The sequence below is a fragment of the Collimonas sp. NPDC087041 genome, from assembly GCF_044745265.1.
Lineage (GTDB): Bacteria > Pseudomonadota > Gammaproteobacteria > Burkholderiales > Burkholderiaceae_D > Collimonas.
Genome location: NZ_JBIUZX010000002.1, coordinates 304,381 through 331,264, shown reverse-complemented (window position 1 = coordinate 331,264; position 26,884 = coordinate 304,381). Strand labels below are relative to the sequence as shown.

24 protein-coding genes and 4 tRNA genes are annotated in these 26,884 nt (G+C 57.5%); 17 read left to right on the top strand and 11 right to left on the bottom strand.

The window, feature by feature from the left end; translation table 11 throughout:
• Positions 1–59: 59 nt before the first annotated feature.
• The gene (locus tag ACIPF8_RS04675) at positions 60–842 is read left to right on the top strand and encodes an extracellular solute-binding protein (protein ID WP_400417583.1); all 783 of its coding nucleotides are present in this window, start codon (positions 60–62) and stop codon (positions 840–842) included.
• A gap of 49 nt (positions 843–891) precedes the next feature.
• Here ACIPF8_RS04675 and ACIPF8_RS04670 read toward each other — a convergent pair whose 3' ends face one another.
• Together ACIPF8_RS04670 and glmS are read right to left on the bottom strand one after the other, a co-directional pair.
• Positions 892–2,598, bottom strand: a complete 1,707-nt coding sequence (locus ACIPF8_RS04670; RefSeq protein WP_400417581.1) for a M14 family zinc carboxypeptidase — start codon at positions 2,596–2,598, stop codon at positions 892–894.
• A 280-nt stretch (positions 2,599–2,878) separates the two neighbouring features.
• Positions 2,879–4,696, bottom strand: coding sequence for a glutamine--fructose-6-phosphate transaminase (isomerizing) (glmS, locus tag ACIPF8_RS04665; protein ID WP_400417578.1), 1,818 nt, complete (start codon positions 4,694–4,696; stop codon positions 2,879–2,881).
• Between the two features lie 163 nt (positions 4,697–4,859).
• Between glmS and ACIPF8_RS04660 the strand changes: the two genes are divergently transcribed.
• A complete protein-coding gene (locus ACIPF8_RS04660) occupies positions 4,860–5,324 on the top strand; it encodes an Lrp/AsnC family transcriptional regulator (protein WP_400417576.1) in 465 nt (154 codons plus the stop codon).
• A gap of 367 nt (positions 5,325–5,691) precedes the next feature.
• Here the strand turns inward: ACIPF8_RS04660 and glmU are convergent, their stop codons facing one another.
• The 6 genes from glmU to ACIPF8_RS04630 form a co-directional block, all read right to left on the bottom strand.
• Positions 5,692–7,050 (bottom strand): bifunctional UDP-N-acetylglucosamine diphosphorylase/glucosamine-1-phosphate N-acetyltransferase GlmU, encoded by a 1,359-nt coding sequence (gene glmU / locus ACIPF8_RS04655; protein WP_400417573.1) that lies wholly within the window; start codon positions 7,048–7,050, stop codon positions 5,692–5,694.
• A 139-nt stretch (positions 7,051–7,189) separates the two neighbouring features.
• On the bottom strand, positions 7,190–7,795 hold the full coding sequence (locus ACIPF8_RS04650) for a hypothetical protein (protein WP_400417570.1): 606 nt from the start codon (positions 7,793–7,795) through the stop codon (positions 7,190–7,192).
• A 190-nt stretch (positions 7,796–7,985) separates the two neighbouring features.
• Positions 7,986–8,318 carry a YegP family protein gene (locus ACIPF8_RS04645; protein ID WP_400417568.1) on the bottom strand — a complete coding sequence of 111 codons (333 nt, stop codon included), beginning with the start codon at positions 8,316–8,318 and terminating at the stop codon, positions 7,986–7,988.
• Between the two features lie 218 nt (positions 8,319–8,536).
• Positions 8,537–9,535: a tRNA 2-thiocytidine(32) synthetase TtcA gene (ttcA, locus tag ACIPF8_RS04640; RefSeq protein WP_400417565.1), complete on the bottom strand. Its 999-nt coding sequence runs from the start codon at positions 9,533–9,535 to the stop codon at positions 8,537–8,539.
• A gap of 28 nt (positions 9,536–9,563) precedes the next feature.
• A complete protein-coding gene (locus tag ACIPF8_RS04635; RefSeq protein ID WP_061531999.1) occupies positions 9,564–9,962 on the bottom strand; it encodes a dihydroneopterin aldolase in 399 nt (132 codons plus the stop codon).
• Positions 9,963–9,969: 7 nt separating this feature from the next.
• On the bottom strand, positions 9,970–10,773 hold the full coding sequence (locus ACIPF8_RS04630) for an SDR family NAD(P)-dependent oxidoreductase (protein WP_400417562.1): 804 nt from the start codon (positions 10,771–10,773) through the stop codon (positions 9,970–9,972).
• A 153-nt stretch (positions 10,774–10,926) separates the two neighbouring features.
• Between ACIPF8_RS04630 and ACIPF8_RS04625 the strand changes: the two genes are divergently transcribed.
• Together ACIPF8_RS04625 and ACIPF8_RS04620 are read left to right on the top strand one after the other, a co-directional pair.
• A complete protein-coding gene (locus tag ACIPF8_RS04625; RefSeq protein ID WP_400417559.1) occupies positions 10,927–12,111 on the top strand; it encodes a class I SAM-dependent methyltransferase in 1,185 nt (394 codons plus the stop codon).
• A 22-nt stretch (positions 12,112–12,133) separates the two neighbouring features.
• Positions 12,134–12,328, top strand: coding sequence for a DUF2905 domain-containing protein (locus ACIPF8_RS04620; protein ID WP_400417557.1), 195 nt, complete (start codon positions 12,134–12,136; stop codon positions 12,326–12,328).
• A gap of 89 nt (positions 12,329–12,417) precedes the next feature.
• On the opposite strand, the gene arsC is transcribed toward ACIPF8_RS04620, so the two are convergent.
• Genes arsC through ACIPF8_RS04605 form a run of 3 tightly spaced genes read right to left on the bottom strand, consistent with a single transcriptional unit; the run spans position 12,418 to position 15,247 of the window.
• Positions 12,418–12,774 (bottom strand): arsenate reductase (glutaredoxin), encoded by a 357-nt coding sequence (gene arsC, locus ACIPF8_RS04615; RefSeq protein ID WP_400417554.1) that lies wholly within the window; start codon positions 12,772–12,774, stop codon positions 12,418–12,420.
• A 15-nt stretch (positions 12,775–12,789) separates the two neighbouring features.
• Positions 12,790–14,625, bottom strand: coding sequence for a glutathione-regulated potassium-efflux system protein KefC (kefC, locus tag ACIPF8_RS04610; protein ID WP_400417551.1), 1,836 nt, complete (start codon positions 14,623–14,625; stop codon positions 12,790–12,792).
• A 4-nt stretch (positions 14,626–14,629) separates the two neighbouring features.
• Positions 14,630–15,247 (bottom strand): NAD(P)H-dependent oxidoreductase, encoded by a 618-nt coding sequence (locus ACIPF8_RS04605; protein WP_400417549.1) that lies wholly within the window; start codon positions 15,245–15,247, stop codon positions 14,630–14,632.
• 218 nt (positions 15,248–15,465) lie between these two features.
• Here ACIPF8_RS04605 and ACIPF8_RS04600 point away from each other — a divergent pair, with 218 nt between their 5' ends.
• From ACIPF8_RS04600 to rpoB, 13 genes are all read left to right on the top strand, one after another.
• Positions 15,466–16,572 (top strand): gamma-glutamyl-gamma-aminobutyrate hydrolase family protein, encoded by a 1,107-nt coding sequence (locus tag ACIPF8_RS04600; RefSeq protein WP_400417546.1) that lies wholly within the window; start codon positions 15,466–15,468, stop codon positions 16,570–16,572.
• A 161-nt stretch (positions 16,573–16,733) separates the two neighbouring features.
• Positions 16,734–16,819, top strand: a tRNA-Tyr gene (locus tag ACIPF8_RS04595).
• A gap of 80 nt (positions 16,820–16,899) precedes the next feature.
• Positions 16,900–16,973, top strand: a tRNA-Gly gene (locus ACIPF8_RS04590).
• Between the two features lie 81 nt (positions 16,974–17,054).
• Positions 17,055–17,129: transfer RNA gene (locus ACIPF8_RS04585), tRNA-Thr, on the top strand.
• A gap of 119 nt (positions 17,130–17,248) precedes the next feature.
• A complete protein-coding gene (gene tuf, locus ACIPF8_RS04580; protein WP_061936342.1) occupies positions 17,249–18,445 on the top strand; it encodes an elongation factor Tu in 1,197 nt (398 codons plus the stop codon).
• Between the two features lie 114 nt (positions 18,446–18,559).
• Positions 18,560–18,635, top strand: a tRNA-Trp gene (locus tag ACIPF8_RS04575).
• Between the two features lie 46 nt (positions 18,636–18,681).
• Complete coding sequence (secE, locus tag ACIPF8_RS04570) at positions 18,682–19,065, top strand: preprotein translocase subunit SecE (RefSeq protein ID WP_400417543.1); 384 nt, start codon at positions 18,682–18,684, stop codon at positions 19,063–19,065.
• The gene (gene nusG / locus ACIPF8_RS04565) at positions 19,065–19,664 is read left to right on the top strand and encodes a transcription termination/antitermination protein NusG (protein WP_400417540.1); all 600 of its coding nucleotides are present in this window, start codon (positions 19,065–19,067) and stop codon (positions 19,662–19,664) included. Before secE ends, nusG begins: the two co-directional genes overlap by 1 nt.
• A 168-nt stretch (positions 19,665–19,832) precedes the next feature.
• Positions 19,833–20,264 carry a 50S ribosomal protein L11 gene (gene rplK / locus ACIPF8_RS04560; protein ID WP_014004382.1) on the top strand — a complete coding sequence of 144 codons (432 nt, stop codon included), beginning with the start codon at positions 19,833–19,835 and terminating at the stop codon, positions 20,262–20,264.
• Positions 20,264–20,959, top strand: coding sequence for a 50S ribosomal protein L1 (gene rplA, locus ACIPF8_RS04555; RefSeq protein ID WP_400417537.1), 696 nt, complete (start codon positions 20,264–20,266; stop codon positions 20,957–20,959). Before rplK ends, rplA begins: the two co-directional genes overlap by 1 nt.
• Positions 20,960–21,319: 360 nt before the next feature.
• Entirely contained in the window at positions 21,320–21,817 is a 498-nt protein-coding gene (gene rplJ, locus ACIPF8_RS04550; RefSeq protein ID WP_400417535.1) for a 50S ribosomal protein L10, read from the top strand.
• 76 nt (positions 21,818–21,893) lie between these two features.
• Positions 21,894–22,271, top strand: a complete 378-nt coding sequence (rplL, locus tag ACIPF8_RS04545) for a 50S ribosomal protein L7/L12 (RefSeq protein WP_400417533.1) — start codon at positions 21,894–21,896, stop codon at positions 22,269–22,271.
• A gap of 269 nt (positions 22,272–22,540) precedes the next feature.
• Positions 22,541–26,647: a DNA-directed RNA polymerase subunit beta gene (gene rpoB, locus ACIPF8_RS04540; RefSeq protein ID WP_400417530.1), complete on the top strand. Its 4,107-nt coding sequence runs from the start codon at positions 22,541–22,543 to the stop codon at positions 26,645–26,647.
• The last annotated feature ends 237 nt before the right edge of the window (positions 26,648–26,884 follow it).

Here is a 26,884-nt window from a genome sequence, read left to right as displayed (position 1 = left end):
TAATTGGTCGACTACACCCTAATTGCAGCGCAGTTGCATAAAAGCCAGGAGATAAAAAAGTGCGTGCCAAACAAATAATTTACCGACTGTTCGCTCTCGGCGCAGTCAGCCTAGCCCTGTTGTCCGGCGCGACTCAGGCTGAAGAGATTAACGTGATGATTTCGGGTGGCTTCACCGGCGCCTACAAAGCATTGGCGCCTAAATTCGAGGCGGCTACCGGCAACACCTTGTCTACCGCCTTCGGCCCCTCAATGGGCAAGGCGCCGGAGGCGATTCCCAACCGCCTCGAACGTGGCGAACCGGCCGATGTCGTGATCATGGTCGGTTATGCACTGAGCGACCTGATCAAGCAGGGCAAAGTCGACCCCGACAGTCGCGTCGACCTGGCCGATTCCCGCATCGGCATGGCGGTCAAGGCCGGCGCTGCGAAGCCAGACATTAGCACGGTGGAGGGCTTGAAATCCGCCATGCTCAACGCTAAATCGATCGCCTATTCCGACAGCGCAAGTGGCGTCTATATCGAGCGAGAGTTGTTCAAGAAGTTGGGTATTGAAGAACAAGTCAAACCAAAAGCACGCATGATCCAGAAAACCCCCGTCGGGTCGTTGGTGGCCAGCGGCGAATACGAGTTGGGCTTCCAGCAGGTAAGCGAAATTCTGCCCGTGCAAGGCGTCGACTTTGTCGCGAAGATTCCGGAACAGGTCCAAAGTGTCACCATCTTCTCGGCCGGGATACCGGTCGGCGCCAAACATCCGGATGCTGCTCGTGCACTGATCCGTTACCTAGCCTCGTCCGAGGCGCGCGACGAAGTGATTAAAAGCGGACTGGACCCGAAGCATTAACTTCGCCTGCGCTATCAGCAACGGTAGTCGTGTGCGTAGGAGGTTTTGACTAAATCAACGCGGCCACCGGATAGCGCCGCCATTCCGGCTCGGCATGGCGGCGGCCGTGGGTGAACAGAAACCAGAGCACCGCTTGCGGATCGGACAGCTGCTCCGGATGCGCGACCTTCCATTCGTCGAATGCCTGTCGCAGCGCTGGCTCGTCGGCCAGCATCTGCAATGCCGTGTCCTCGAAGACATAGGCTGAGATGGAGGCCTGCTTCCTCTCCAGCACGCTGTTGAAAAAACCCCAGCGGAAGAAGCTGTCGTGCGCTTCGGGCTCCAGGGTCTCGACCGCGTAGCGGGCCTGGGGTTGGTCGAGAGGTAGCAGCATGTCACCCGCGCGTGCCTGGATGGCCTCGGAGTGCGTGCTCAGCAGCACCCGATCATGGAACATGTGGCCTTCGTAGGCGGTTGTGCGCGTGCCGACCTCCAGCACCCGGTACACTCGGGCCGCATCGAACAGTCGGTCGGCGTCCAGGCGCTGCAGCGTGACGCCGTTCCATTCCAGCCGCTCGATCACCTCGCGCCAGGCCTGGGGCACCAGGTAGGCTTTCGGCGCCGTCACCACCTGTTCCTCGACACAGCGGTCGAAGTGGACGATTTCCTTTTCCCACGGCTGGTTGCGGTCGTAGGCAAGCCGTTGATAGTCGCCCAGCCGGCTCGGCGTGCGCACTGCCGCGTAACCCTTGAAACGCAGGCGCGCCGGCCGCTCGTGGTCGTTGCGCCAGCGCAGCGGCCACTGTGTGCGGCGTGCGGCATCGGCCCGCGAATCGCGCCGCAGTTGCTGAATGCGCCTTGCCTGCGTCACGCTGAAGTCCAGCACCACCTCGACCAGCGTGCGCATCGCGGCCACGCGGTCGGCGAAGGGCTTGAGCATGTGGGTCTCGGGCATGAAGCCGATGGTGTGGTGCAGCGCGGCGTAGCCGGTGGAGAAGCGCGGCAGATCGAGAAAATCTTCGATGCCGTCGTCTGGTGTCTCGGCCAGCAGGTTGACGTAGGGACAGGTCGGCCAGCCGCGCCTCTGCATGTCAGCGTAGATCGCCGGCAGCATACGCTCGCGCAGGAAGTCACCCAGGCCGCCGCCCAGCTTGTCGGGCTGGGTCGGAATCAGGGTCATGGTGTAGGCGTAGTCGGCACCGTTGGAGGTATGGGTGTCGACCATTACATCCGGATCCCAGGCGGTGAAGAAGCGGTTGAACACCTGGGCGGCCAGGCTGTCGCACTTGATGAAGTCGCGGTTCAGGTCGAGGTGCCGGCCATTGCCCCGAAAGCCGAACGCCTCGGGGCCGAGCTGATTCGCCCGCGAGCTGGACTGGCGGTTCACGCAGCCGTCGACGTTGTAGACCGGGATGAAAAGGAACACCGTATCGCCAAGCGCCGCCAGCCGCTCGGGCTCAAGGCAGAAGTCGCGCACCAGCGCCATGCAGGCATCGATGCCTTCGGGCTCGCCGGGATGGATGCCGTTGTTGTTGAAGAACACCGGTCGCCCTTGCTCGCGCAAGGTGTCGCGGTCGAACACGCCGTCGGCCGTGACCAGGCCAGCGTGTATCGGCAGGCCGGTGTCGGACCTGCCGATCTGCCACCATCGCAGCACACCCGGGAATTGCTCGGCCAGCCGCTCGTAGAAGGCGATGCATTCGGCCCAGGTGGAGGTCTGGTTGCCATTGCCGAGTTCGAAGGGCGTGGGATAGGCAAGGCTGGTCGGGGACGTCATGCGTGACTCCTTTTTTTTGGGTGGTGTCGAGAAATGCGTCAATTTGACAGTCCGCATCTACAGTGCAGGATATGGAGCACAGGTAGCGCATCGGAAAGCCGTCGGTCACGACAGAGCGCTTATAGCCGACTGCTGCCCCTAGCAGATAACGCACCCCGTTGACCGTTCGCGCATATGTTCCAGCACAGAACTCAGTAATTGAGTCGCCTTTCAATTTCGATGGATGCTGTCCCGACAGACTTTAATGTTTGTGATCAGTAGTCAGATACCCACAACACCGCTATTCAACAGTAACCGACTTAGCCAAATTCCGCGGCTTATCAACATCCGTTCCCCGCGCCAGCGCCGTGTGATACGCCAGCAACTGCAACGGTACCACGTGCAAAATCGGCGACAACAAGCCGTAGTTTTCCGGCAGACGGATCACGTGCACGCCGTCGCTCGATTTGATGTGCGAGTCGGCGTCGGCAAATACGTACAACTGGCCGCCGCGGGCGCGGACTTCTTGCATGTTTGATTTCAGTTTTTCGATCAGCGCATCGTTCGGCGCCACGGTTACTACCGGCATTTCTTCGGTCACCAGCGCCAGCGGGCCGTGCTTGAGTTCGCCGGCGGCGTAGGCTTCGGCGTGGATGTAGGTGATTTCCTTGAGCTTCAGCGCGCCTTCCAGTGCGATCGGGTAGTGGATGCCTCGGCCCAGGAACAAGGCGTTTTCCTTGCGCGCGAAGGCTTCGGCCCAGGCCACGATGTGCGGTTCCAGCGCCAGCACGCTTTGCAGCGCGGCGGGCAGGTGGCGCATGGCTTTCAGGTGGGCGGCTTCTTCTTCATCGCTGAGGCGGCCTTTGCTTTGCGCCAGCGCTAGCGTCAGCAGGAACAGCGCGGCCAGTTGGGTGGTGAAGGCTTTGGTCGAGGCGACGCCGACTTCGACGCCAGCGCGGGTGATATAGGCCAGCGCGCATTCGCGCACCATGGCGCTGGTGGCGACGTTGCAGATGGTCAGCGTGTGCAGCATGCCGAGCGAGCGGGCGTGCTTGAGCGCGGCCAGCGTGTCGGCGGTTTCACCGCTTTGCGAGATGGTGACGACCAGTGAGTTCGGGTTTGGAACGCTCTCGCGGTAGCGGTATTCACTGGCGATTTCGACGTTGACCGGGATCTTGGCAATTGCTTCGATCCAGTATTTGGCGGTCAGGCCGGCGTAATAGCTGGTGCCGCAAGCCAGGATCAGGACCGAGTCGATTTTCTTGAAGACATTGAAGGCGCCGTCGCCGAACAGTTCCGGCATGATGCCGGTGACGCCTTCGAGGGTATCGGCAATCGCGCGCGGTTGCTCGAAAATTTCTTTTTGCATGTAGTGCTGGTACGGGCCCAATTCAACTGCGCTGGTGTAGGCATGCACGGTCTTGACTTCGCGCTCTACCGATTTGCCGTTGGCGTCGACGATCCAGACGCGCTGCAACTGCAGGTCGACCACATCGCCTTCTTCCAGATAAATGATCTGGTCGGTCGTGCCGGCCAGCGCCATCGCGTCCGAGGCGACGAAATTCTGGCCATCGCCGACACCGACGATCAGTGGCGAACCCTGGCGCGCAGCAACTACGCGATGCGGCTCATCGACACAGAACACGGCAATCGCATAAGCGCCGGTCAGGCGTTTGACGGCTTGCTGCACGGTGGCGAACAGGTCGCCGTTGTACATATGGTCGACCAGGTGGGCGATCACTTCGGTGTCGGTCTGGCTTTCGAACTGGTAACCGGCGGCTTGCAACTCGGCGCGCAATTCATCGTGGTTCTCGATGATGCCGTTGTGGACCAGCGCGATGCGGTCGCGCGAAAAATGCGGGTGGGCGTTGTGGGTGGCTGGCGCGCCGTGGGTGGCCCAACGGGTGTGGGCGATGCCGGTGAAGCCGGACAAGTGCGCTTTTTCGACTTGCGCTTCCAGATCGGCCACGCGCGAGGTGCTGCGCGAACGCTGCAGTTTGCCGTCGACATGCAGGGCCACGCCGCAGGAGTCGTAGCCGCGGTACTCAAGCCGTTTCAGGCCTTCCAGCAGGATCGGAGTGACATTGATTTTTGCAACCGCAGCGACGATACCACACATGGCTTTTCCTCATTTGTTGGGTGTATGGGCGTATCTTAGGCTAGCACTTGTGAAATATGATGTCTAAATTGATTTGGATTTGACTTAATATTTCATGATATAAATCGTGTGAAATATTATTTCATTTATTATCCTATTTAATTCATATATTGCGTATTGCACCATGGATATTGTTCTCGACGAACTGGATCGCCGCATTTTGAATGCCTTGCAGGCCGATGCCTCGCAAACCAACCATGAACTGGCGCAGCAGGTGCATGCCTCGGCCCCGACTTGCCTGCGGCGCGTCAAGCGTTTGACTGACGCCGGCGTGATTGTGCGCCAGGTGGCGATCGTAGCGCCCGACAAGGTCGGCGCCGGCCTGACCGCGATTGTCGAAGTCACGCTCGACAACCAGGCCGAAGAGCGTTTGCAGGAATTCGAGGAGTTGGTGGCAAATGCGCCGCAGCTGCTGCAATGCTATCGGGTATCGCCGGGGCCGGATTTTGTGCTGGTGGTGCAGGTGGCGGACATGGCCGCCTATCATGCGCTGGCGCACCAGTTGTTTGCTGCGCAGAAGAACGTGCGCAATGTGCGGACTTATTTTTCGATCTACCGAAGTAAATTCGAGACCCGCATTGCTGTGTGACGGAACAAAGGATGGCTGGTAGGGTGGGCACGTGTGCCCACGCGGAACATAAGGCATGCTGTGAGCGAATTCGGCGTGGGCAGAAATCTGCCCACCCTACGTTCCTGGCTCGGCGCCCCTCATTACGGCGAGCGCCGGAATCCATTTTTTTGCTGGTGGTGCAGGTGGTGGACATGGCCGCCTATCATGCGCTGGCGCACCAGGCTGGTAGGGTGGGCACGCGTGCCCACGCGGAACATGAGGCATGTGGTGAGCGAATTCGGCGTGGGCAGAAATCTGCCCACCCTACGTTCCTGCCTCGGCGCCCGTCATTGCCGCGAACGCGGGAATCCATTTTTCGTGGATTCACTTCGCTACTGCTTTGATCTTATTTTTTGATCTTGACCGGCCGTTCCCAACCATCCACCGTGATCTGCCTCGCCCGCGAGACTGTCAGCTTGCCTGCCGGCGCATCCTTGGTCAGCGTCGTGCCGGCGCCCAGGGTTGCGCCTTTGCCGACCCGCACCGGCGCCACCAGTTGGCTGTCGCTGCCGATGAAGGCATCGTCCTCGATCACCGTGCGGGATTTATTGACGCCATCGTAATTGCAGGTGATGGTGCCGGCGCCGATATTCACGCGCGATCCGATCGTCGCATCGCCGATGTAAGCCAGGTGATTGGCCTTGCTGTGGGCGTCGATCTGGCTATTCTTCACTTCAACGAAATTGCCGATGTGGACATCTTCGCCTAGCTCAGCGCCCGGCCGCAGCCGTGCATACGGGCCGATCTGCGAAGCAGCGCCGACCGTGGCGCCTTCGATATGGCAGAACGGTTTGATGCTGGCGTTGCTGCCGATGCGCGCATTCTTGATCACGCAATTGGCGCCGATCACGGCGCCGTCTTCAATGCTGACTTCGCCTTCGAACACGCAGCCGACATCGATGCTGACATCGCGCCCGCACTGCAATGTGCCACGGACATCGATACGCGCCGGATCGAGCAGGGTCACGCCCTGCTCCAGCAGGCGTTCGGCGATGCTGCGCTGATGGATGCGCTCCAGTTCAGCCAGTTGCACCTTGCTGTTGACGCCCAGCGTTTCCGCCACGGCGTCCGGTTGCGCCGATACCACCGGCGTGCCGTCGGCGACGGCGCTGGCGACGATGTCGGTCAAATAATATTCGCCCTGCGCATTGTTGTTGGACAGACCGGCCAGCCATTTCTTCAGCTGCACGGTCGGCGCCACCATGATGCCGGTGTTGCATTCGGTGATCGCACGTTGCTCGGCGTTGGCATCCTTTTGTTCGACGATGCTGACGATCTGGCCGTTTTCGCGGACGATGCGGCCGTAGCCGGTTGGGTCCGGCATGTCAACGGTAAGGACCGCCAACCTGTCGGCGCCGGCGCTGTCGATCAGCCGGCGCAAGGTGCTGCTGGCGATCAGCGGCACATCGCCGTATAGCACCAGGGTCGGTACCCTGTCATCCAGATGCGCGGCCGCTTGCGCCACCGCGTGGCCGGTGCCGAGTTGCGGCTCCTGCTTGGCAAACACCAGGTCGGAGGCCGCCAGCGAGCTTGGCACAGCGTCGCCGCCATGGCCGTAGATCACGCACAGCGTGGTCGGCGACAAGCTGCGGGCAACGTCAATGACGTGCGACAGCAACGGCTTGCCGGCCAACGGGTGCAACACTTTTGGCAGCGCCGACTGCATGCGCTTGCCCATGCCGGCAGCGAGAATGACAATGTTCATGGTCGAATTTGAAAGAAAAGGTGCGAAATTTTATCATGCGCAGCGCAGGGCGAATTTACGCCCTGACACCGCTGCATCACCATATCGCAGAACGCGCCGGCGTGCTGCCGGCGGTAAGTTGACAAGCTGAGAGGCGAGATTAATAGTGTTGCCAGAAACCGCCGGAGAAGGTCCAGGTGTTGCCGCTGCGGACCCAATGGCCAGGCGCCCAGAAGAAGCCGTCGCGACGCGCTTCCCAATGACCGTTGACCCACTCATGGCGGCCATTGTTCCAACGCCAGAAACCGCCGATCCAGACATGGTTCGGGCTTGGCGCCGGAGTAATGATTTCCACCCGTGGTGGTGGCGGTGCCACGTTGATGACGATTGGCGCGCCGCCGTAGCTGTTATTGAGCGGCACCCAGCGGCCTGGGTGGAATACCCACTGGCCACCTTCGTTAGCCCAGTAGGCGTGCTGGAAAACCATGTTCTGGCGCGACTGCTCCCAATGGCCGTTGTTCCAGACGTAACGGTTGTTTTCCCACTTCCAGTGGCCTGGAATCCAGTAGGAATCAGGATAAGGGGCTGGCGGCACCACCTCGACCAGCGGCGCCGGCGGCGCTTGCACTACCGGTGTTGGCACCTTGACCTCGCGGTATTCGACCCGCGTGTGCTGCGGCGGTTCAACCACGCAACCTGCAAGCGAAACAGTGGCTGCGGCCACTGCAGTCAGTACAAAATAACGATGAAAATGACGACGATTCATTAAATTTACCTCCCCAAGAAAAAAGATCCTGGGTATTAAACGATTTGCCGTGTGGAATGAATACAGGGATTACAAATACTTGCAAATAATCCGGCGCGCCGGCTTGCGGCGTGGGTTGCGCGGGTTTGCGCGGGAGTGGTGCGGCAGCCTGACAAGGGCTGCCGGCGTGGTGATTTTTCCTGCGGGGCGCTCAGGCCTCGTCCTTGATATTGGTGCTGGGGCCGTTTCTCTTGACGGCGTCGATGCCGGCATCGCGGGCGCTGGTGGTGGTGTACATCTGGCTGCTGCCGATGACCTGGTGGTTGGCGGCTTTCAGGTTGAAATAGAACTTGCCGTTGGAGGCCTGGTTGCGGCTGTAGCGGTCGTCCTGTGTGCAATTGTTCTGGACCGAGGCGATGCCATTCTCGGCGGATGCCTTGGCAACATACATTTCACTGTTCAACACGACTTCGCCATTGGTTGCCTGCAACAGGAAGTAGAACTGTCCATCCACTGACTTCTTGAGTACGTAGGAAGCTGCCATTTGAACCTCTCCTGGTTAAGTACCGACAAACCTACATAGAACTTGTGACACTAACTACAACGATTGCGGATATGGCGTATTGGGGTGGTGCCCGTAATGGCTTGGCTGCCTGTATTTTGATTATATTCGGGAAGGCGGAAGGATGGAGAAATGACGGCCGGCCAGGCGCCGATTGGGAGGGACGCAAAAAGTGCATTCGCGCCCCTCGGAGATTGTCGTTACTCCATCGGCCGTAATGGAATGATGCCCGGCACGGTCATACTGGTCGGCGTCGAGCAAGGTTCGTCGTCAAACGCGATATCGCCGTTCGGATCGGCAATCCCGGTTGCCTTCAAGCCGGTAAAGCCGAACAGGTTGCGGTCCATCAGGTGCGACGGCGCGACTGTCGACAGTGAAGAGAAGATGTTTTCCACGCGCCCCGGGAATTTCTTTTCCCAGTCGCGCAACATGCCCTTGATCTGTTTGCGTTGCAGGTTTTCCTGGCTGCCGCACAGGTCGCAAGGAATGATCGGGAACTGCTTGACCTCGGCGTAACGGATCAGGTCGGCTTCCTTGACGTAAGCCAGCGGCCGGATCACGATCTGCTTGCCGTCGTCTGACTGCAGCTTGGCCGGCATGCTCTTCAGTTTGCCGCCGAAGAACATGTTCAGGAAAAAGGTTTCCATGATGTCATCGCGATGATGGCCGAGCGCGACCTTGGTAGCGCCCAGTTCCGTGGCGACCCGGTACAGGATGCCGCGCCGCAGCCGTGAACACAGAGAGCAGGTGGTCTTGCCTTCCGGGATCAGGCGCTTGACGATGCTGTAGGTGTCCTCATTCTCGATATGGTAGGCGACGCCGAGCTTTTCCAGGTAGGCCGGCAGGATGTGGTCAGGGAAATTCGGCTGCTTCTGGTCCAGGTTGACCGCGACAATCTCGAACTTGATCGGCGCCCGCTCGCGCAGCGTCATCAGGATATCCAGCAGCGCATAACTGTCCTTGCCGCCCGACAGGCACACCATCACCTTGTCGCCATCCTCGATCATGTTGAAATCGCCGATCGCCTGGCCGACCTGGCGGCACAGCCGCTTGTGCAGCTTGTTGTTTTCGTGGGCGATCTTTTCCATCTGCTTGTGGCTGGCGAAAGCTGCGACAGTGTCAGTCTCGGCATCGGCCGCTGGCGGTGACGCCAGTAATTGGTCTTGCATGGCTACTTCCTGCATCAATAAGTCATTCATGGCGATTCTTCATTCAATAGTTGTCGGTTCAGGCTTTCGGCTTGATCCGAAACACTTCGACGCCAACCGAATGGCAATCGGGATAGGCATCCGGTTTTTCCGATGAGACCCGCACCGCGCGCACCCGCGGATGCGCCAGCAGCGCTGTGGCGAGGTCGTCGCACAGGGTTTCCTGCAGATGGATATGGCCTTGCGCCATGCGCTTTGCCACGGTATTGCGCATGAAATTGTAATCCAGCACGTCATCCATATGGTCTTTGGTGGGAGTCGACAGGGCCAGCGGCACAAACAGATCGACATTGATCAGCGCACGTTGCGGGCCTTGTTTTTCAGATTCGTAGACGCCGATATTGATCTGCACTTCGTAGTCGCGCAGGAACAGGCGACGGCAATCGCTAAGGTCGGGATGGATGAGTGCGGAGAGCATGGTTTTTTCAGTGAGGATGGGAAAGGCGACCGGGTTGACCATGGGTGGTCGCCTTGTCACGCGGGTAAGGATACAAATTCTGGCCGCCATCGACCAGCAGCGTGCTGCCGGTAATGGCGGAGGAGGCCGCGACAAAACAAACCGTCGCCGCGATGTCTTCCAGTGTTGCCGGATCCGTCGGCTGCAACGCCAGGCCGGTTGCTGGCGTGCCGGCGGCGACCAGCGCCGGTGCAATTCCGACGACCCGCAGCTGCGGCGCAAAAGCCTGGGCCAGCAGGGTGGTGGCGCTATGCAGCGCCGCCTTCGACAGCGTGTACGATAAAAAATCCGGCTGCGGATTGAACAGTTTTTGATCAAGCAGGTTGATGACCACGCCCTGCGCACCGTCGATCTTGCACATGGCGGCATGCAGCGCCTGCGCCAGCAATACCGGCGCGGCGAGATTGTCCTGCATGTGACGCGCCAGGCCAGCCGCGGAGAAGGTCGCGGGGCTGTCGCTTTCGATATGACTGGCGTTGTTGACGATGCAAGTCACGTTGCCGAGCGCGGCTGCGATGCGCGGCAGCAGCGTGCCTATCTCCGCTTCGTCGGTCAGTGCGCAGCGAATCGCGACGGCTTGCGCCCCTGCCGCCTGGCATTCCCGCAATAGAGCCGACAAGGCCGCCGGCTCACTCTTGCCCTGATAATGCAGCGCCAGCCGCCAGCCCTGCCGCGCCAGCGCGAGCGCAATGGCAGCGCCGACCACGCCGGCGGCGTCGGTGACAAGGGCAACTGCATCGGCAGGGGTGACTGGGTTGTATGTAGTACGCATACTTGTTAATCAATTAATTGGTAATCGCTGCAAGGCGCGAGACTTCCAGTTTGGCGGTGCAGCGACGCAGCGGCGCAGGTCGCCATCTTTTTTAAGTCATGTTTCATTATCATCGATTGCTTGCACGGCGGCGTTATCTCCTACAATAGCGCCATGCAACTGCAATTACCTGAAGCTTCTATCGAAGCGCAGCGCGCGTCGCGCCTGCTACACAATCTGATCGCCACTGAAATCCGCCGGCAAGATGGCTGGATTTCATTCGCACGTTATATGGAACTGCTGCTGTACGCGCCGGATCTCGGTTATTACAGCGGCGGTGCGGAAAAATTGGGCAAAGACGGTGATTTTACAACCGCGCCCGAAATTACGCCGCTTTTTGGCGCAACTTTGGCGCATTTGGCAACAGAATTGCTCGATTCGACGCCCGCGCTGCAGCCGCAGATCCTCGAATTCGGCGCCGGCAGCGGCCAACTGGCCTACGATATTCTCACCGAACTAGCCACTGGCGCCCAGCCGGCACGCACGCCGCAGGCCTATTACATTGTCGAGCTGTCGGCCGAGCTGCGTGCGCGCCAGCAACAAAAATTACGCGATTTCCCGCAAGTACAATGGCTGGATCGCCTGCCTGAAGCGTTTTCCGGTGTGGTGCTCGGCAATGAAGTGCTGGATGCGATGCCGGTTGAGCTGGTGGTGCGTGGCGACGACGGCTGGCTGCAGCGGGGAGTCGGCCTGACCGAACCCGCGACCGCAGGTGAGGATGGTCAGTTTGTCTATATTGATCGTGCCGCCGATCCGGCCTTGATCGCGCAAATTCCCGATGCTGAATCGCTCACGGTCGGCCACCTGACCGAAGTGCATCCGGTGGCCATCGGTTTCATGCATTCGCTGGCGGCGATGCTGAAAGCCGGGCAGGGCGGGGTGGCGATTTTCCTCGACTATGGCTTCCCGGCCGCCGAATATTATCTGCAGCAGCGCGATCAAGGCACCTTGATGTGCCATTACCGGCACCATGCCCATCCCGATCCGTTTTACCTGCCGGGTTTGCAGGATGTCACCGCCCACGTCGATTTCACCGCGATGGCGGTGGCGGCGCTGGACAATGGGCTGGACTTGCTGGGCTACACCAGCCAGGCCGCCTTCCTGCTGGAAGCCGGCATCGGCCAGCTGCTGCTGCGCACGCCGCCGGAAAACGCGTTGAAGTACCTGCCGCAAGCCAATGCCATGCAAAAGCTGGTGTCGCCGGCCGAAATGGGCGAGTTGTTCAAGGTGCTGGTGGTCGGCATCGGCGCTGAATTGCCGGAGCGGTTTTCCAGGCATGACCGCAGCCACCGGCTATGAAGCCATTCGCTGAGAGCCGCCGATGATCCGCTGGATGCTGGTGATTTTTATCGCCGTTATCGTTTTTTCCAGCGCCTTGCCGTGGCTGGAAAAACTCGGACTTGGCCGTCTTCCCGGCGATCTGCGCTTCACGCTGTTCGGCAAGAAGTTCTCCCTGCCGTTCGCCTCAACGGTGCTGCTGTCGACCGTATTGTTCCTGCTGGTCAAAATATTGTAGGGTGGGCATTCATGCCCACGCGTAACCCCAAACACTGACGACGCGCGTCACCGCAAAAGGTGGGCAAAAAAACATGCCCACCTACGCCATCATTTGTCGAACAACTCGCTAACCAACTGCGGCGGCCGCCCAATCACTGCCTGCCCACGATAAACCACCACTGGCCGTTGCAACAGCTTCGGATGTGCGGCAAGTGCTGCCAGCAACGCCGCATCGTCGGCTTGCGCCAGGCCCAGCGCCGCATATTCGGCTTCGTTGTCGCGCAGCATCGCGCTCACCGGGCCGCCCAATTGACGATGCAACTCCTTTAGCTGCGCCAGCGTCAGCGGTGTCTTCTGGTAGTCGACGACATCCAGCTGGAGCTTGTGCTCACTGCTGAAATGCTCGGCAAGCGCCAATGCTTCGCGTGATTTCGAGCAGCGCGGGTTGTGGTAAATCGTGATCATGCTTGTTCCTTGTCTTTATTTAATCAGTGGATCCTGCGGCAGCACTTCGTCGTCCCAGCCGTTGGCCGGCGCATCCTCGCGCAAGATGCGGTCGTGCGCAAACATTTCTTCCAGCTCTTCGCGCGCCTTCTTGGCAATCGAGACGATTTTTTGCTGGTCCTTCTGATGCGGATACATGTCGTGCAGGGTTTGCAGGTTGTGCGTACGGAACTTCATCGCCGCCTGGCGCGCCCGGTAGGCGCCGAAGCCCATGACACGCAACGCCTCGCGTCCAAGCTGCAAGGCCGACTCGAAGGTCTCGCGCTCAATCACGGTAACGCCCAGGTCCATCAGGTCAAAGTAATGCGTGACGTTGCGCGCCCGCGCGATGATCGGCAGGTCAGGAGCAATCCTGCGCACTGCCGCCACCAGCTTCAGGCTGCCCTCGATATCATCCAGCGCCACCACCAGCAGGCGGGCCTTGGCGATGCCGGCGGCCCGCATCAAATCCATGCGCGTGGCGTCGCCGTAAAACACCTTGAAGCCGAATTTGCGCAACAGCTCGATCTGGTCGGGGTCGTGATCGAGCACGGTGAGGCCGATCTTGTTGGCGTGCAGCAGGCGCCCGATGATCTGGCCGAAGCGGCCGAAGCCGGCAATGATGACCGGGTTCTCGTTCTCTTCAATCTCGTCATCAGGGCGCTTCTGCGACGCCAGGAAATACGGCGCGATGACTTTGTCGTACAGCACCAGCAGCAGCGGCGTGGTCACCATCGACAGCGCCACCACCACCACCAGGATCGATGACGTTTCTTCAGAAAACACGCGGGCGGTGGCCGCCGCGCCGAACACCACAAAGGCAAATTCGCCGCCTTGCGACAGCAGCGCGGCGAACAGGAATTGCTGCGAACGCGCAATCTTGAACACCTTGCTGAGCAGATATAGCACCAAAAACTTGATCGCCAGGAAACCGGCCACCAGACCCAGGACCAGCCAGGGCTTGGTCAGCAGCAGGCCGAAATCGACCGACATGCCGACCGCGATGAAGAACAATCCCAGTAGCAGGCCCTTGAACGGCTCCAGATCGGTTTCCAGCGCATGCCGGTACTCGGAATCGGCCAGCAGCACGCCGGCCAGGAAGCTGCCCAAGGCCATCGACATGCCGACCGATTCCATCAGCAAGCCGATCGCAATCACCAGCAGCAGCGCAAAGGCAGTGAAGATTTCGCGCAATCCGGTGCGCGCAATCACGCGCATCAGCGGCCGCACCAGATAGCGGCCGCCAACGATCAGCGTGGCAACCACCGCCACCACCTTGGCGGCGCCGAGCCAGCCGTGATTGCTGCTATGGCCGACGGCGACCCCGAGCACCGGCACCAGCGCAATCATGGGAATCGCCGCGATATCCTGGAAGAGCAGAATGGCAAAGCCTGCCGAACCGGCAGTGGTGCTGTTCAGCTTGCGTTCATTGATGGTCGCCAGCGCAATCGCGGTGGACGACAGCGACATGCCGAGCGCGGCGATCAAGGCGGTCTTCCAGTCGACTCCAAACGCCACGGCAGCGCCGAACAGCGCCAGCGAGACGGTCGCCACCTGGGCCGTGCCCCAGCCGAAAATCTGCCGCCGCAGCGACCACAAGCGTTTGGGATCGAGTTCCAGGCCGATCAGGAACAGCAGCAGCACCACGCCGAATTCTGAAAAATGCAGGATGTCTTCGACATTGTCGATCAGCCGCAGCCCCCAAGGTCCGATCGCCATGCCGGCCAGCAAATAGCCGAGCACTGCGCCCAGTCCGAATCGCTTGGCGATCGGCACCGCAGCCACCGCAGCCGCCAGATAAATCAACGCATTGAATAAAAGATTTTGTTCCATGGCTCTAACCGGGTTGATCTGCGAATTTGTCTGGGCTAGCGCTTGGTGCCGACGCAGCAGCGTCGGCGCTCAACAACTCCGGCCAGTTCGGGTAAGTCGCCAGGTGCTTGCGATAGGTCTCGATGTGCGTCGCCAGGGTCTTCTGGCTGACCTGATGCGCGCCAAACAGCATATGCGGCGGCAACCAGCGCATGCCGCACAACTGCGCGGTCTGCTGGTACGGCGGCAGGAAGGCGGCGAACGGCAGCAGGTTGTGGCCGTCAGCCTGGTAGGAGCGGTCCGAGCCGCCGGTGGTGGCGACCAGCCAGAAATCCTTGCCGTGCAAGGCGGTGCCGCCGGGACCGTAAGCCCAGCCAGGCGTCAGCACCGAGTCGACCCACTGTTTGAGCAGCGCCGGCATGCTGTACCACTGCACCGGATGCTGGAATACGATCAGGTCGGCCTGTTCCACCAGCGCCTGCTCGCGCCGCACCGGGATGTGAAAGTCGGGATACAGCTCATACAGGTCACGCACCTGTACATTCGGTACCTTGGCGGCGGCTTCCGCCAGCCGTCGGTTGGCGCGCGAATGATGCGGCGTCGGATGTGCGTACAGGATGAGGATTTGCGGTGGTTTGGTCATGACGAACGATGTGGGTGACGGGAAGAACGGCAAAAATGGCGGCAAATGACGGCTTAAGATGAACTGATATTGAAAACAACGCTCAATTACAATGAGCAAGCCTATACTTTGGCAAGCAAATGTTACCGGCGTCAGTTGTCAGTGCGCGGCTTTTGCTTTCAGTGGACATGCTAGCAGCACTTCCCTTAATTTTTTTATTTCTGACAATTTCTGACAATATGCCCGACTCACAGCCAAGCGACCCCAAGCATCCGGTAGCGGATACCGACACCAGCCCGGCGGCGCCAGAGCCGGCTGCCACTGAACCGATAGCAGCAGCCCAACCGGAAGTCCAACCGGAAATTAAGCCCGAAGTTAAATCCGCCCCCCAGCCGGAGCCCAAAGTCGAGGCCAAACCGGAAGCCAAGCCAGCAGGGGCGGCTACCCAACCGACGTTTTCCAACCAGAACAGCGATGGCGCTCCCTGGCCGCAAACCTGGAAGCTGATCGCCGCGCGTTTCCGCGCCCTGTCCGACAAGGCCGGCCGGCGCATGATGCAGCGCACCCTGAAGATCGGCATCTCGGCCCGTATCTTCCATCCGGAAGAAGGCGCCAAGGGTTTGCGCGGGCGCACGCTGCAATACCTGGAGGAATCGATCGCACAATGGGTGATGTCGCGCAATGTGCTGGTGTTCATGATTCCTACGGTAAATACCAACGGCCTGGTCCATCCCAGCTCAATTCGCCTGCGCGATTACGCCAAGCACCTGGATGGCCTGGTCCTGCAAGGCGGCGCCGACGTTTCGCCGCAAAGCTACGCGGAAGCCGCGACCCGGCCGGAATGGGGCGGCGACCGGGTGCGCGACATGTATGAGCTGGAACTGCTGCATGAATTTATCGAAGCCGGCAAGCCGGTGCTGGGCATTTGCCGCGGTTGTCAATTGATCAATGTTGCTTTCGGCGGCACCCTGTATCAGGACATCGCCACCGATGTGCCAACCTCAATCACCCACGTCAACGACGAATACGACCGCCTGCACCATGCGATTCAGTTCCCGGCCGGCTCCTCGCTGGCGGCTTTGTTCAATACCGGTGAGAACGGCCAGACCGAATGGGTGGTCAACTCGATCCACCATCAGGCCGTGAAGGACCTGGGGCGCGATCTGACGGTCGAGGCAATTTCCGGCACCGACAATATCGTCGAGGCAATTCGTTACCGTAAGGCAGCATTTGTCATGGGTTTGCAGTGGCATCCGGAGTTTCACCGCGCTGGTGGCCCACAGTTGCTTGATTGCACGCCAATCCTCGATGGATTTTTAAGAGCTGCACGCGAGACGCGTTTCTGATATTATCTTGCGCCTTGGCCGGTGAAGCATATTTCCCGATTTCGGCCAGGCTCAGTGTCGACCATTTGCGTCAAATTGAAAAAACTTCAAATTATTTTGAGGAAATCATTTTCGGCGGTTGACACTTCAGAGGTGCTTTACTATAATCTGGGGTTCCCTGCGGAGAGGTGGCCGAGTGGTTAATGGCAGCAGACTGTAAATCTGCCCTCTTACGAGTACGCTGGTTCGAATCCAGCCCTCTCCACCATTTTGGGAAGAAGTAACAAGTAGTAGCTGTAGCAGAATATTGCGGCGGTAGAAGTGAACTGATCGAATTGAAATGATCTCGCGGGTGTAGCTCAATGGTAGAGCTGAAGCCTTCCAAGCTTATGACGAGGGTTCGATTCCCTTCACCCGCTCCAGTAGATTGTCAGGCGGCAGTAAATTATAAAGTTGGGCGTGTTGTTGGTTGGCTTTGCCAATAAGAGCGCGCGTACAGCATAGCCCTTGTAGCTCAGTGGTAGAGCACTCCCTTGGTAAGGGAGAGGCCACGTGTTCGATCCACGTCAAGGGCACCAGATCAAAGTTGTTTTCGGTGCCCGCAATGGGGTGCTGCAAAAACTGAATTTCAGTTTTTAATTCGTAATGCGGTCGGGCGTGTGCCTGGACATTCTCATCAAATCTTTAGGAGTCTAAGATGGCAAAAGGCAAGTTTGAGCGGACCAAGCCGCACGTCAACGTCGGCACTATCGGCCACGTCGACCACGGCAAGACCACGCTGACAGCAGCGATCGCGACAGTATTGTCGAAGAAGTTTGGCGGCGAAGCCAAAGCGTACGATCAGATTGACGCAGCGCCAGAAGAAAAAGCGCGCGGCATCACGATCAACACAGCGCACGTTGAATACGAAACTGCAAACCGTCACTACGCTCACGTTGACTGCCCAGGCCACGCTGACTATGTTAAAAACATGATCACTGGTGCTGCACAGATGGACGGCGCGATCCTGGTTTGCTCCGCAGCTGACGGCCCAATGCCACAGACTCGTGAGCACATCCTGTTGTCGCGTCAAGTTGGCGTGCCATACATCATCGTGTTCCTGAACAAAGCCGACATGGTCGACGACGAAGAGTTGCTCGAGCTGGTCGAAATGGAAGTGCGCGAGCTGTTGACCAAGTACGAATTCCCAGGCGACGACCTGCCAATCATCAAGGGTTCGGCGAAGCTGGCTCTGGAAGGCGACACTGGCCCATTGGGCGAGCAAGCAATCATGGCTCTGGCTGAAGCGCTGGACACTTACATCCCAACACCAGAACGTGCTGTTGACGGCGCATTCCTGTTGCCAGTGGAAGACGTGTTCTCGATCTCGGGTCGCGGTACTGTTGTGACCGGTCGTGTTGAGCGCGGTATCGTCAAGGTTGGCGAAGCGCTGCAAATCGTTGGTATCCGTGATACACAAGATACAACATGTACTGGCGTTGAAATGTTCCGCAAGCTGCTGGACCAAGGTCAAGCTGGCGACAACGTTGGCGTTCTGTTGCGCGGTACCAAGCGTGAAGACGTAGAGCGGGGCCAAGTGTTGGCTAAGCCGAACTCGATCAAGCCACACAAGCATTTCACAGGCGAGATCTATGTTCTGTCGAAAGACGAAGGCGGCCGTCATACTCCGTTCTTCAACAACTATCGTCCACAGTTCTACTTCCGTACAACGGACGTGACTGGTTCGATCGAGTTGCCGAAGGACAAAGAAATGGTTATGCCAGGCGATAACGTGTCGATCACCGTGATGTTGATCAACCCGATCGCGATGGAAGAAGGTCTGCGTTTCGCGATCCGCGAAGGTGGCCGTACTGTTGGTGCAGGCGTTGTTGCTAAGATCCTGCCTGACGCGTAATAGAAAAAAGTAGTAATCGCCGCGACCCGGGAAATTCCCGCCTCGCGGCGTTAATGTCTGAAAGGTAAGCGTAAGTTAGCTGGCCAAGCCATTCAGATAAAGTGTTTTAAGCGTAGGGGTGTAGCTCAATTGGCAGAGCGCCGGTCTCCAAAACCGGAGGTTGGGGGTTCGATGCCCTCCGCCCCTGCCACCGATTCGGGTGTAGGGTACAGAAAGTCACTGAAAGTAAGCCGCGTATGTCTAACCACCCTGTGCAAACTGTCGGCGAATCCGGCAATAAGCTCAAAGTAATACTGGCAGTTTTGGCTGTCGTTGCCGGCGTTGTCGGCTTTTATTTTTTGTCGGGCCAGTCTGGTCTGGTGCGCGCTAGCGCATTGGTTGCCGGTTTGGTGGTGGCTGTCGCCCTGGCATGGACTTCGACCCAAGGTCGTGAATTCCTTGGTTTCGCCAAGGAAGCTGTGCGCGAAACGAAAAAAGTTGTTTGGCCTACCCGCAAGGAAGCGATGCAGATCACTGCCATCGTTTTCGCATTTGTGCTGGTGATGGCGATTTTCCTCTGGGGCATCGATAAGCTCCTCGAGGTCTTGTTGTACGACGTGATATTGGGTTGGAAACAATAATGAGCGATAGCACACAAAACGATGCGCAAGCAACGCCGCCTGCTGTGACGCCTTCGGCGCCAGTGGGCAAAAAGCGCTGGTATGTGGTGCATGCTTATTCCGGTATGGAAAAGAGCGTGCAACGCGCGCTTACCGAGCGCATTGATCGCGCAGGAATGCAAGAACAGTTCGGCCAGATCCTGGTGCCGACTGAAGAAGTAATCGAAGTCAGGAATGGCCAGAAAGCCGTTACCGAACGTCGTTTCTTCCCAGGCTACGTCCTGGTCGAGATGGAAATGACCGACGAAACATGGCATTTGGTAAAGAACACCAATAAGGTGACCGGCTTTATCGGCGGCAAGTCGAACAAGCCTACACCGATCCCGCAGCATGAAGTCGACAAGATCATGCAGCAGATGCAAGACGGTATCGAAAAGCCGCGGCCAAAGGTGCTATACGAAGTTGGCGAGCTGGTGCGTATCAAGGAAGGCGCTTTCACCGATTTCAACGGCAACGTCGAAGAAGTCAATTACGAAAAGTCGCGCGTGCGTGTCACCGTTACTATTTTCGGTCGCGCTACCCCAGTCGAACTGGAGTTCGACAAGGTCGAAAAAGTCTAAGCAGCATTTGCCCGCGTAGCGGCAACACAGATTCAAACAAGCGCCGTTCGGAGCGTCATGGATTAAACCTCATGGAATCCGAAGCAGTAAGAGGAGCCCTACTAGATCGCTGTCCGGCATGCCGGATTGATCAAAAAGGCGCTAATACTCACACACTTAGGAGCCATCATGGCAAAGAAAATCATTGGTTTTATCAAGCTGCAAGTGCCAGCTGGTAAAGCAAACCCATCCCCACCAATCGGTCCAGCATTGGGTCAGCGCGGTCTGAACATCATGGAATTCTGTAAGGCATTTAATGCCCAGACCCAAGGTGTTGAGCCAGGTCTGCCAATTCCAGTCGTGATCACAGCGTTCGCTGACAAGTCCTTCACTTTCGTGATGAAGACTCCTCCAGCAACGATCCTGATCAAGAAGGCTGCTGGCATCACCAAGGGTTCGGCTACGCCGCATACCACTAAGGTTGGTTCGATCACCCGTAAGCAAGCAGAAGAAATCGCAACCTTGAAAAAGCCCGATTTGACTGGTGCTGATCTGGAAGCTGGCGTACGTACTATCGCCGGTTCTGCTCGTTCGATGGGCATCACGGTGGAGGGTCTGTAATGGCTAAGTTAACTAAGCGCGCAAAAGCGATCAAGGCAAAAGTCGATCGCACCAAGGCATATCCATTCGACAACGCAGTAGCGTTGATCAAGGAATGCGCAACTGCAAAATTCAACGAATCGATCGATGTATCCGTCCAATTGGGCGTTGATGCAAAGAAGTCGGACCAAGTGGTTCGCGGTTCCGTCGTGCTGCCAGCTGGCACCGGCAAGACCGTTCGCGTTGCAGTATTTGCTTCCGGCGAAAAAGCCGAACAAGCTAAAGCTGCTGGCGCCGACGTCGTTGGTATGGAAGACCTGGCTGAGCAAATCAAAGCCGGCAACATGCCTTTCGACATCGTGATCGCTTCGCCTGACACCATGCGTATCGTTGGTACCCTGGGCCAGATCCTGGGACCACGTGGCCTGATGCCAAATCCGAAGGTTGGTACTGTTACTCCTGACGTCGCTACCGCTGTCAAGAACGCGAAAGCCGGTCAAGTGCAATACCGTACCGACAAAGCCGGTATCATCCACGCAACAATCGGCCGTAAATCGTTTAGCGATGCAGAACTGAAGTCCAACTTGTTGGCACTGATCGATGCATTGAGCAAAGCCAAGCCAGCAACCAGCAAGGGTGTATACCTGCGCAAGATCTCCTTGTCCTCGACAATGGGTGCCGGCGTTCGTGTCGATCAATCGACACTGGCAGCTTAATCGGCTGGCTGAGCTGTATTGAATCAAGTCCTGAAGGCGGTGCGCGAGTCGCATAGCCATCAGGCGAATCTTTGGGCTGGACCTGTATCGGCAATTTTGATGTGGGTCCAGGCAATCAAAGACCGTTGGGCGGCGTGCAGCAGGTAGTGCACAAAGTTAAACACCAGGCGAGCAATCGTTTGGCACCCAACGCAGATGGTGTACCCGAACAAGTTTTGTAGTCTCAACGCTGTGTGTCGCTTTGTTTTTATGATGCGTCAGTACTGAACTCCTAACTTCGGACGCCGTGTTCGAACCGATGTGAGGTAAGTAACCACTTGCGGTTATGTCGTTACCAAGCATCATTTTTGGAGGTTGATCTTGAGTCTCAATCTGAATGACAAAAAGGCCGTAGTCGCCGAAGTCTCTGCAAAAGTAGCAGCTGCACAGACTATCGTCGTGGCCGAATATCGTGGCATCCAGGTTGGTCACTTGACCCAACTGCGCGCTAATGCGCGTACCCAGGGTGTGTACTTGCGTGTATTGAAAAATACACTGGCACGTCGCGCCGTTGAAGGTACCGCGTTTGCCGACCTCGCCAAAGACATGACCGGCCCGTTGATCTATTCGATCTCCGAGGACGCCGTTGCTGCTGCAAAAGTCATCAATGACTTTGCAAAAACCAACGACAAACTGGTCGTCAAGGCAGGTAACTTCGCTGGTAAGCCGCTGGATAAGGCGGGTGTACAAGCGTTGGCAAACATTCCAAGTCGCGAAGTTCTGCTGGCCCAAGTTGTGGGCATGATGCAGATGCCGATCGCTGGATTTGCGCGTGGTCTGGCTGCTTTGGCAGCGAAAAAAGAAGCCGAAGCCGCTTAATCAGCAAGCTTCAGGCGCTTTTTTTAGCGTTAGTACCAATCTGATGTATTCATTGTAAAAAAATTAGGAGTTTCACATGGCTTTTGATAAAGATGCATTCCTGACCCAGATCGATGGTCTGACTGTTATGGAATTGAATGACCTGGTTAAGGCATTCGAAGAGAAGTTTGGCGTTTCCGCAGCAGCTGTTGCAGTTGCTGGCGGCGGCGCTGCTGGCGGCGGTGCTGCTGCAGCTGAAGAGCAAACCGAGTTCACCGTTGTCCTGAAGGGCGTCGGCGCAAACAAGGTTGGCGTAATTAAGGCAGTTCGCGAAATCACCGGCCTGGGCTTGAAAGAAGCTAAAGACCTGGTTGACGGCGCACCGAAGGCAGTTAAAGAAGGCGTTTCGAAAGCCGACGCTGATGCTGCAGCCAAGAAATTGGTTGAAGCCGGCGCAGAAGCTGAAATCAAGTAATTTCAGCTTTTTTGAGCGCATTTATTGCGCTGGAGTCAAAGTGCAGAACTCTCGAAAAGGAGAGTTCGGCTTTGGCTCCTTTGTCGTTTTCGATTTTGTTTAGCGCTTGTTGTTTTATTAAGCGTCCGTTGCCATCAAGCTCGAAGGGCTGAGACTTGAGGAATTGTTGGTTACGACAGTTTAGCCAGATCGGTAGTTTTGTCTAGTTTGACTGAAATATCCAGCGAATCCTGAATTCTCTATCCTTCCTGTCACTCACGGAGTGTTCAATGCACTACTCATTTACTGAGAAGAAGCGTATTCGTAAATCTTTTGCGAAACGCGCTAACGTTCACCACGTTCCGTTCCTGCTGGCGACCCAGCTCGAGTCGTATCTTGGCTTCCTGCAACAAGACAAAGTACCGTCTCAACGTAAGAATGAGGGCCTGCAGTCGGCTTTCACATCTATTTTCCCTATCGTTTCGCACAATGGTTTCGCGCGTCTCGAATTCTTGTCTTATGTCCTCGGCGATCCGCCGTTCGACGTCAAGGAATGCCAACAGCGTGGTCTGACGTTCGCGTCGCCATTGCGCGCCAAGGTGCGCCTGGTGATCCTGGACAAGGAATCGCCGACCAAGCCAGTGGTCAAGGAAATGAAAGAGCAGGAAGTGTACATGGGCGAATTGCCGCTCATGACCACGACCGGCTCGTTCGTTATCAATGGCACTGAGCGTGTGATCGTATCGCAGCTGCATCGTTCCCCGGGCGTGTTCTTTGAACATGACCGCGGCAAGACGCACTCGTCCGGCAAGTTGCTGTTCTCGGCACGTATCATTCCTTACCGTGGTTCATGGCTCGACTTCGAATTCGACCCGAAAGACATCCTGTTCTTCCGCGTCGACCGTCGTCGCAAGATGCCTGTCACGATCCTGCTGAAAGCGATCGGCATGTCGGTCGAGCAGATCCTGGCCAACTTCTTCGTATTCGACAACTTCGCGTTGCGTAACGAAGGCGCGGAAATGGAATTCGTCTCCGAACGCCTGCGTGGCGAAGTTGCGCGTTTCGACATCACCGACAAATCGGGCAAGGTCCTGGTCGCTAAAGACAAGCGTATCAATTCCAAGCACGTGCGTGACATCGAAGCTGCCGGCATCAAGCACATTTCGGTACCGGAAGACTACCTGCTGGGCCGCGTCCTGGCGCGCAACATCGTTGACGGCGACACTGGCGAAGTAGTTGCCAACGCCAACGACGAGTTGACTGAAGAATTGCTGGCCAAGCTGCGTGAAGCTGACGTCAGCGACATCCAGACCCTGTACACCAACGATCTGGACCAAGGTAGCTACATCTCGCAAACTCTGCGCAGCGATGACACCAACGATCAGATGGCTGCCCGCGTCGCGATCTATCGCATGATGCGTCCAGGCGAACCGCCAACCGAAGATTCGGTTGAAGCGTTGTTCAACGGTCTGTTCTACAACGCTGATCGTTACGATCTGTCGGCTGTCGGCCGCATGAAGTTCAACCGCCGTATCGGCCGTGATGAACTGACTGGCGCCATGACGCTGTCGAACGAAGACGTGCTGGCTGTGATCAAGATCCTGGTTGAGTTGCGCAATGGCCGCGGCGAAGTCGACGATATCGATCACTTGGGTAACCGTCGCGTACGTTGCGTCGGCGAACTGGCTGAGAACCAATTCCGTGCCGGTCTGGTACGGGTTGAGCGTGCAGTCAAGGAACGCCTCGGTCAAGCCGAAGCGGACAACCTGATGCCGCATGACCTGATCAATTCCAAGCCGATTTCGGCTGCTATCCGTGAATTCTTCGGTTCGTCGCAGTTGTCGCAGTTTATGGACCAAACTAACCCGCTGTCGGAAATCACCCACAAGCGCCGCGTATCGGCACTTGGACCGGGCGGTTTGACCCGTGAGCGCGCCGGCTTTGAAGTCCGCGACGTGCATCCGACCCACTACGGCCGCGTTTGCCCGATCGAAACACCGGAAGGCCCGAACATTGGTCTGATCAACTCGCTGGCTTTGTATGCTCGCTTGAATGAATACGGCTTCCTGGAAACACCATACCGCAAGGTTGAAGACAGCAAGGTTACCGACCAGATCGATTATCTGTCGGCGATTGAAGAAGGCCGCTACATCATCGCTCAGGCGAATGCGACCATCGACAAGTCCCTGAAGCTGTCCGATGAACTGGTTTCTGCACGTGAAGCCGGCGAAACCATTCTGGTATCGCCAGAGCGCGTTCAGTACATGGACGTTGCGCCAGGCCAGGTGGTTTCGGTTGCAGCATCGCTGATCCCGTTCCTCGAACACGATGACGCGAACCGCGCATTGATGGGTGCCAACATGCAACGTCAGGCAGTTCCTTGCTTGCGTCCAGAAAAGGCATTGGTCGGTACTGGTATCGAACGCACCGTGGCAGTTGACTCGGGCACCACCGTGCAGGCACTGCGTGGCGGTATCGTTGATTACGTCGATGCAGGCCGCGTCGTTATTCGCGTGAATGACGAAGAAGCGACTGCAGGCGAAGTCGGTGTTGATATCTACAACCTGATCAAGTACACACGTTCGAACCAGAACACCAACATCAACCAACGGCCAATCGTGCAAGTTGGTGACCGCGTCGCCAAACACGACGTGATCGCCGATGGCGCCTCGACCGATCTGGGTGAGCTGGCTCTGGGTCAGAACATGCTGGTGGCGTTTATGCCATGGAATGGCTACAACTTCGAAGATTCGATTCTGATCTCCGAAAAAGTCGTTGCTGACGACCGCTACACCTCGATCCATATCGAAGAGTTGTCGGTTGTTGCACGCGACACCAAGCTGGGCGCTGAAGAAATCACCCGCGACATCTCCAACCTGGCCGAAAACCAGTTGGCGCGTCTGGATGAATCCGGCATCGTCTACATCGGTGCTGAAGTCGAAGCCGGCGATACGCTGGTCGGTAAGGTGACTCCTAAGGGCGAAACCCAACTGACGCCAGAAGAAAAGCTGCTGCGCGCGATTTTCGGCGAAAAGGCTTCGGACGTAAAAGATACATCGTTGCGCGTGCCTTCGGGCATGGTCGGTACGGTGATCGACGTGCAAGTGTTTACCCGCGAAGGCATCCAACGCGACAAACGTGCACAACAGATTATCGACGACGAACTGCAACGCTATCGCCTGGATCTGAACGACCAGTTGCGTATCGTTGAAGGCGATGCTTTCGAACGTCTGGAACGCATGTTGATCGGCAAGGTTGTCAACGGCGGTCCGAAGAAACTGGCCAAGGGCAGCAAGCTGACCAAGGAATACCTGGCAGACCTGGACAAGTACCACTGGTTCGACATCCGTCCTGCGGACGACGATGCTGCCGTGGCACTGGAAGCGATCAAGGAATCGATCGCCGAGAAGCGTCACCAGTTCGACCTGGCATTTGAAGAAAAGCGCAAGAAGCTGACCCAAGGCGATGAGCTGCAGCCTGGCGTACAAAAGATGGTCAAGGTTTACCTGGCCGTCAAGCGCCGCCTGCAACCTGGCGACAAGATGGCTGGTCGTCACGGTAACAAGGGTGTGGTTTCGCGCATCCTGCCGATCGAAGACATGCCGCACATGGCTGACGGTACGCCGGCAGACATCGTATTGAACCCGCTGGGCGTTCCTTCACGGATGAACATCGGTCAGGTTCTGGAAGTTCACTTGGGCTGGGCAGCCAAGGGTCTGGGCCTGCGTATCGGCGAAATGCTGAAGGCGCAAACCAAGATTGCAGAATTGCGTAAATTCCTGACGACTATTTACAACGAATCCGGTAAATCGGAAGACCTGGATAGCCTGTCGGACGACGAGATCCTGCATCTGGCCAGCAACCTGAAGGCCGGTGTGCCATTCGCAACGCCAGTGTTCGACGGTGCGCACGAAGATGAAATTCGCCGCATGCTGGACCTGGCTTATCCGGACGCCATCGCCAAGCAACTGGGCATGACGCCATCGAAGAATCAGGTCACCATGTATGACGGTCGTACCGGTGAAGCTTTCGAGCGCAGTGTCACAGTCGGCTACATGCACTACCTGAAACTGCACCATCTGGTCGATGACAAGATGCATGCACGTTCGACTGGTCCTTACTCGCTGGTTACCCAGCAGCCATTGGGTGGTAAGGCGCAGTTCGGTGGCCAGCGCTTCGGTGAGATGGAAGTTTGGGCATTGGAAGCTTACGGTGCGTCGTACGTGCTGCAAGAAATGCTGACAGTGAAGTCGGATGACGTGAACGGTCGTACCAAAGTGTATGAAAACCTGGTCAAGGGTGACCATGTAATCGATGCAGGCATGCCGGAATCCTTCAACGTTTTGTTGAAAGAAATCCGCTCGCTGGGTATTGACATGGATCTTGACCGCGAATAAGCGGGCAAGATCAACCGTCCACAATTGTGGGACAGAGTTTAAGAGGCGCCGAAGGGCGACGAATTACTCTGTCCCCAACTGACTAGACCGTGAGATCGAGTCAGACCGGACTACAGCAGTACAGAGGTAAGGTAGCGATACTCTTGGCAGCTGTATTTGAGCATCAAAAAGATTACATAATGTTGGGGACAGAGTAATTCGCCACGCTGCGGTGGCTCTTAAACTCTGTCCCGCAAT

Bases quoted from the DNA above. Each gene is read 5' to 3' on its own strand.
- glmS (WP_400417578.1), bottom strand. From the start codon at position 4,696: ATGTGTGGTATCGTCGCTGCGGTTGCAAAAATCAATGTCACTCCGATC.
- glmU (WP_400417573.1), bottom strand. From the start codon at position 7,050: ATGAACATTGTCATTCTCGCTGCCGGCATGGGCAAGCGCATGCAGTCG.
- ACIPF8_RS04630 (WP_400417562.1), bottom strand. From the start codon at position 10,773: ATGCGTACTACATACAACCCAGTCACCCCTGCCGATGCAGTTGCCCTT.
- ACIPF8_RS04635 (WP_061531999.1), bottom strand. From the start codon at position 9,962: ATGCTCTCCGCACTCATCCATCCCGACCTTAGCGATTGCCGTCGCCTG.
- ACIPF8_RS04620 (WP_400417557.1), top strand. From the start codon at position 12,134: ATGATCCGCTGGATGCTGGTGATTTTTATCGCCGTTATCGTTTTTTCC.
- ACIPF8_RS04625 (WP_400417559.1), top strand. From the start codon at position 10,927: ATGCAACTGCAATTACCTGAAGCTTCTATCGAAGCGCAGCGCGCGTCG.
- ACIPF8_RS04660 (WP_400417576.1), top strand. From the start codon at position 4,860: ATGGATATTGTTCTCGACGAACTGGATCGCCGCATTTTGAATGCCTTG.
- rplL (WP_400417533.1), top strand. From the start codon at position 21,894: ATGGCTTTTGATAAAGATGCATTCCTGACCCAGATCGATGGTCTGACT.
- ACIPF8_RS04600 (WP_400417546.1), top strand. From the start codon at position 15,466: ATGCCCGACTCACAGCCAAGCGACCCCAAGCATCCGGTAGCGGATACC.
- rpoB (WP_400417530.1), top strand. From the start codon at position 22,541: ATGCACTACTCATTTACTGAGAAGAAGCGTATTCGTAAATCTTTTGCG.
- secE (WP_400417543.1), top strand. From the start codon at position 18,682: ATGTCTAACCACCCTGTGCAAACTGTCGGCGAATCCGGCAATAAGCTC.
- tuf (WP_061936342.1), top strand. From the start codon at position 17,249: ATGGCAAAAGGCAAGTTTGAGCGGACCAAGCCGCACGTCAACGTCGGC.
- kefC (WP_400417551.1), bottom strand. From the start codon at position 14,625: ATGGAACAAAATCTTTTATTCAATGCGTTGATTTATCTGGCGGCTGCG.
- arsC (WP_400417554.1), bottom strand. From the start codon at position 12,774: ATGATCACGATTTACCACAACCCGCGCTGCTCGAAATCACGCGAAGCA.
- ACIPF8_RS04605 (WP_400417549.1), bottom strand. From the start codon at position 15,247: ATGACCAAACCACCGCAAATCCTCATCCTGTACGCACATCCGACGCCG.
- rplA (WP_400417537.1), top strand. From the start codon at position 20,264: ATGGCTAAGTTAACTAAGCGCGCAAAAGCGATCAAGGCAAAAGTCGAT.
- rplK (WP_014004382.1), top strand. From the start codon at position 19,833: ATGGCAAAGAAAATCATTGGTTTTATCAAGCTGCAAGTGCCAGCTGGT.
- ACIPF8_RS04650 (WP_400417570.1), bottom strand. From the start codon at position 7,795: ATGAATCGTCGTCATTTTCATCGTTATTTTGTACTGACTGCAGTGGCC.
- nusG (WP_400417540.1), top strand. From the start codon at position 19,065: ATGAGCGATAGCACACAAAACGATGCGCAAGCAACGCCGCCTGCTGTG.
- ACIPF8_RS04645 (WP_400417568.1), bottom strand. From the start codon at position 8,318: ATGGCAGCTTCCTACGTACTCAAGAAGTCAGTGGATGGACAGTTCTAC.
- ACIPF8_RS04670 (WP_400417581.1), bottom strand. From the start codon at position 2,598: ATGACGTCCCCGACCAGCCTTGCCTATCCCACGCCCTTCGAACTCGGC.
- ttcA (WP_400417565.1), bottom strand. From the start codon at position 9,535: ATGAATGACTTATTGATGCAGGAAGTAGCCATGCAAGACCAATTACTG.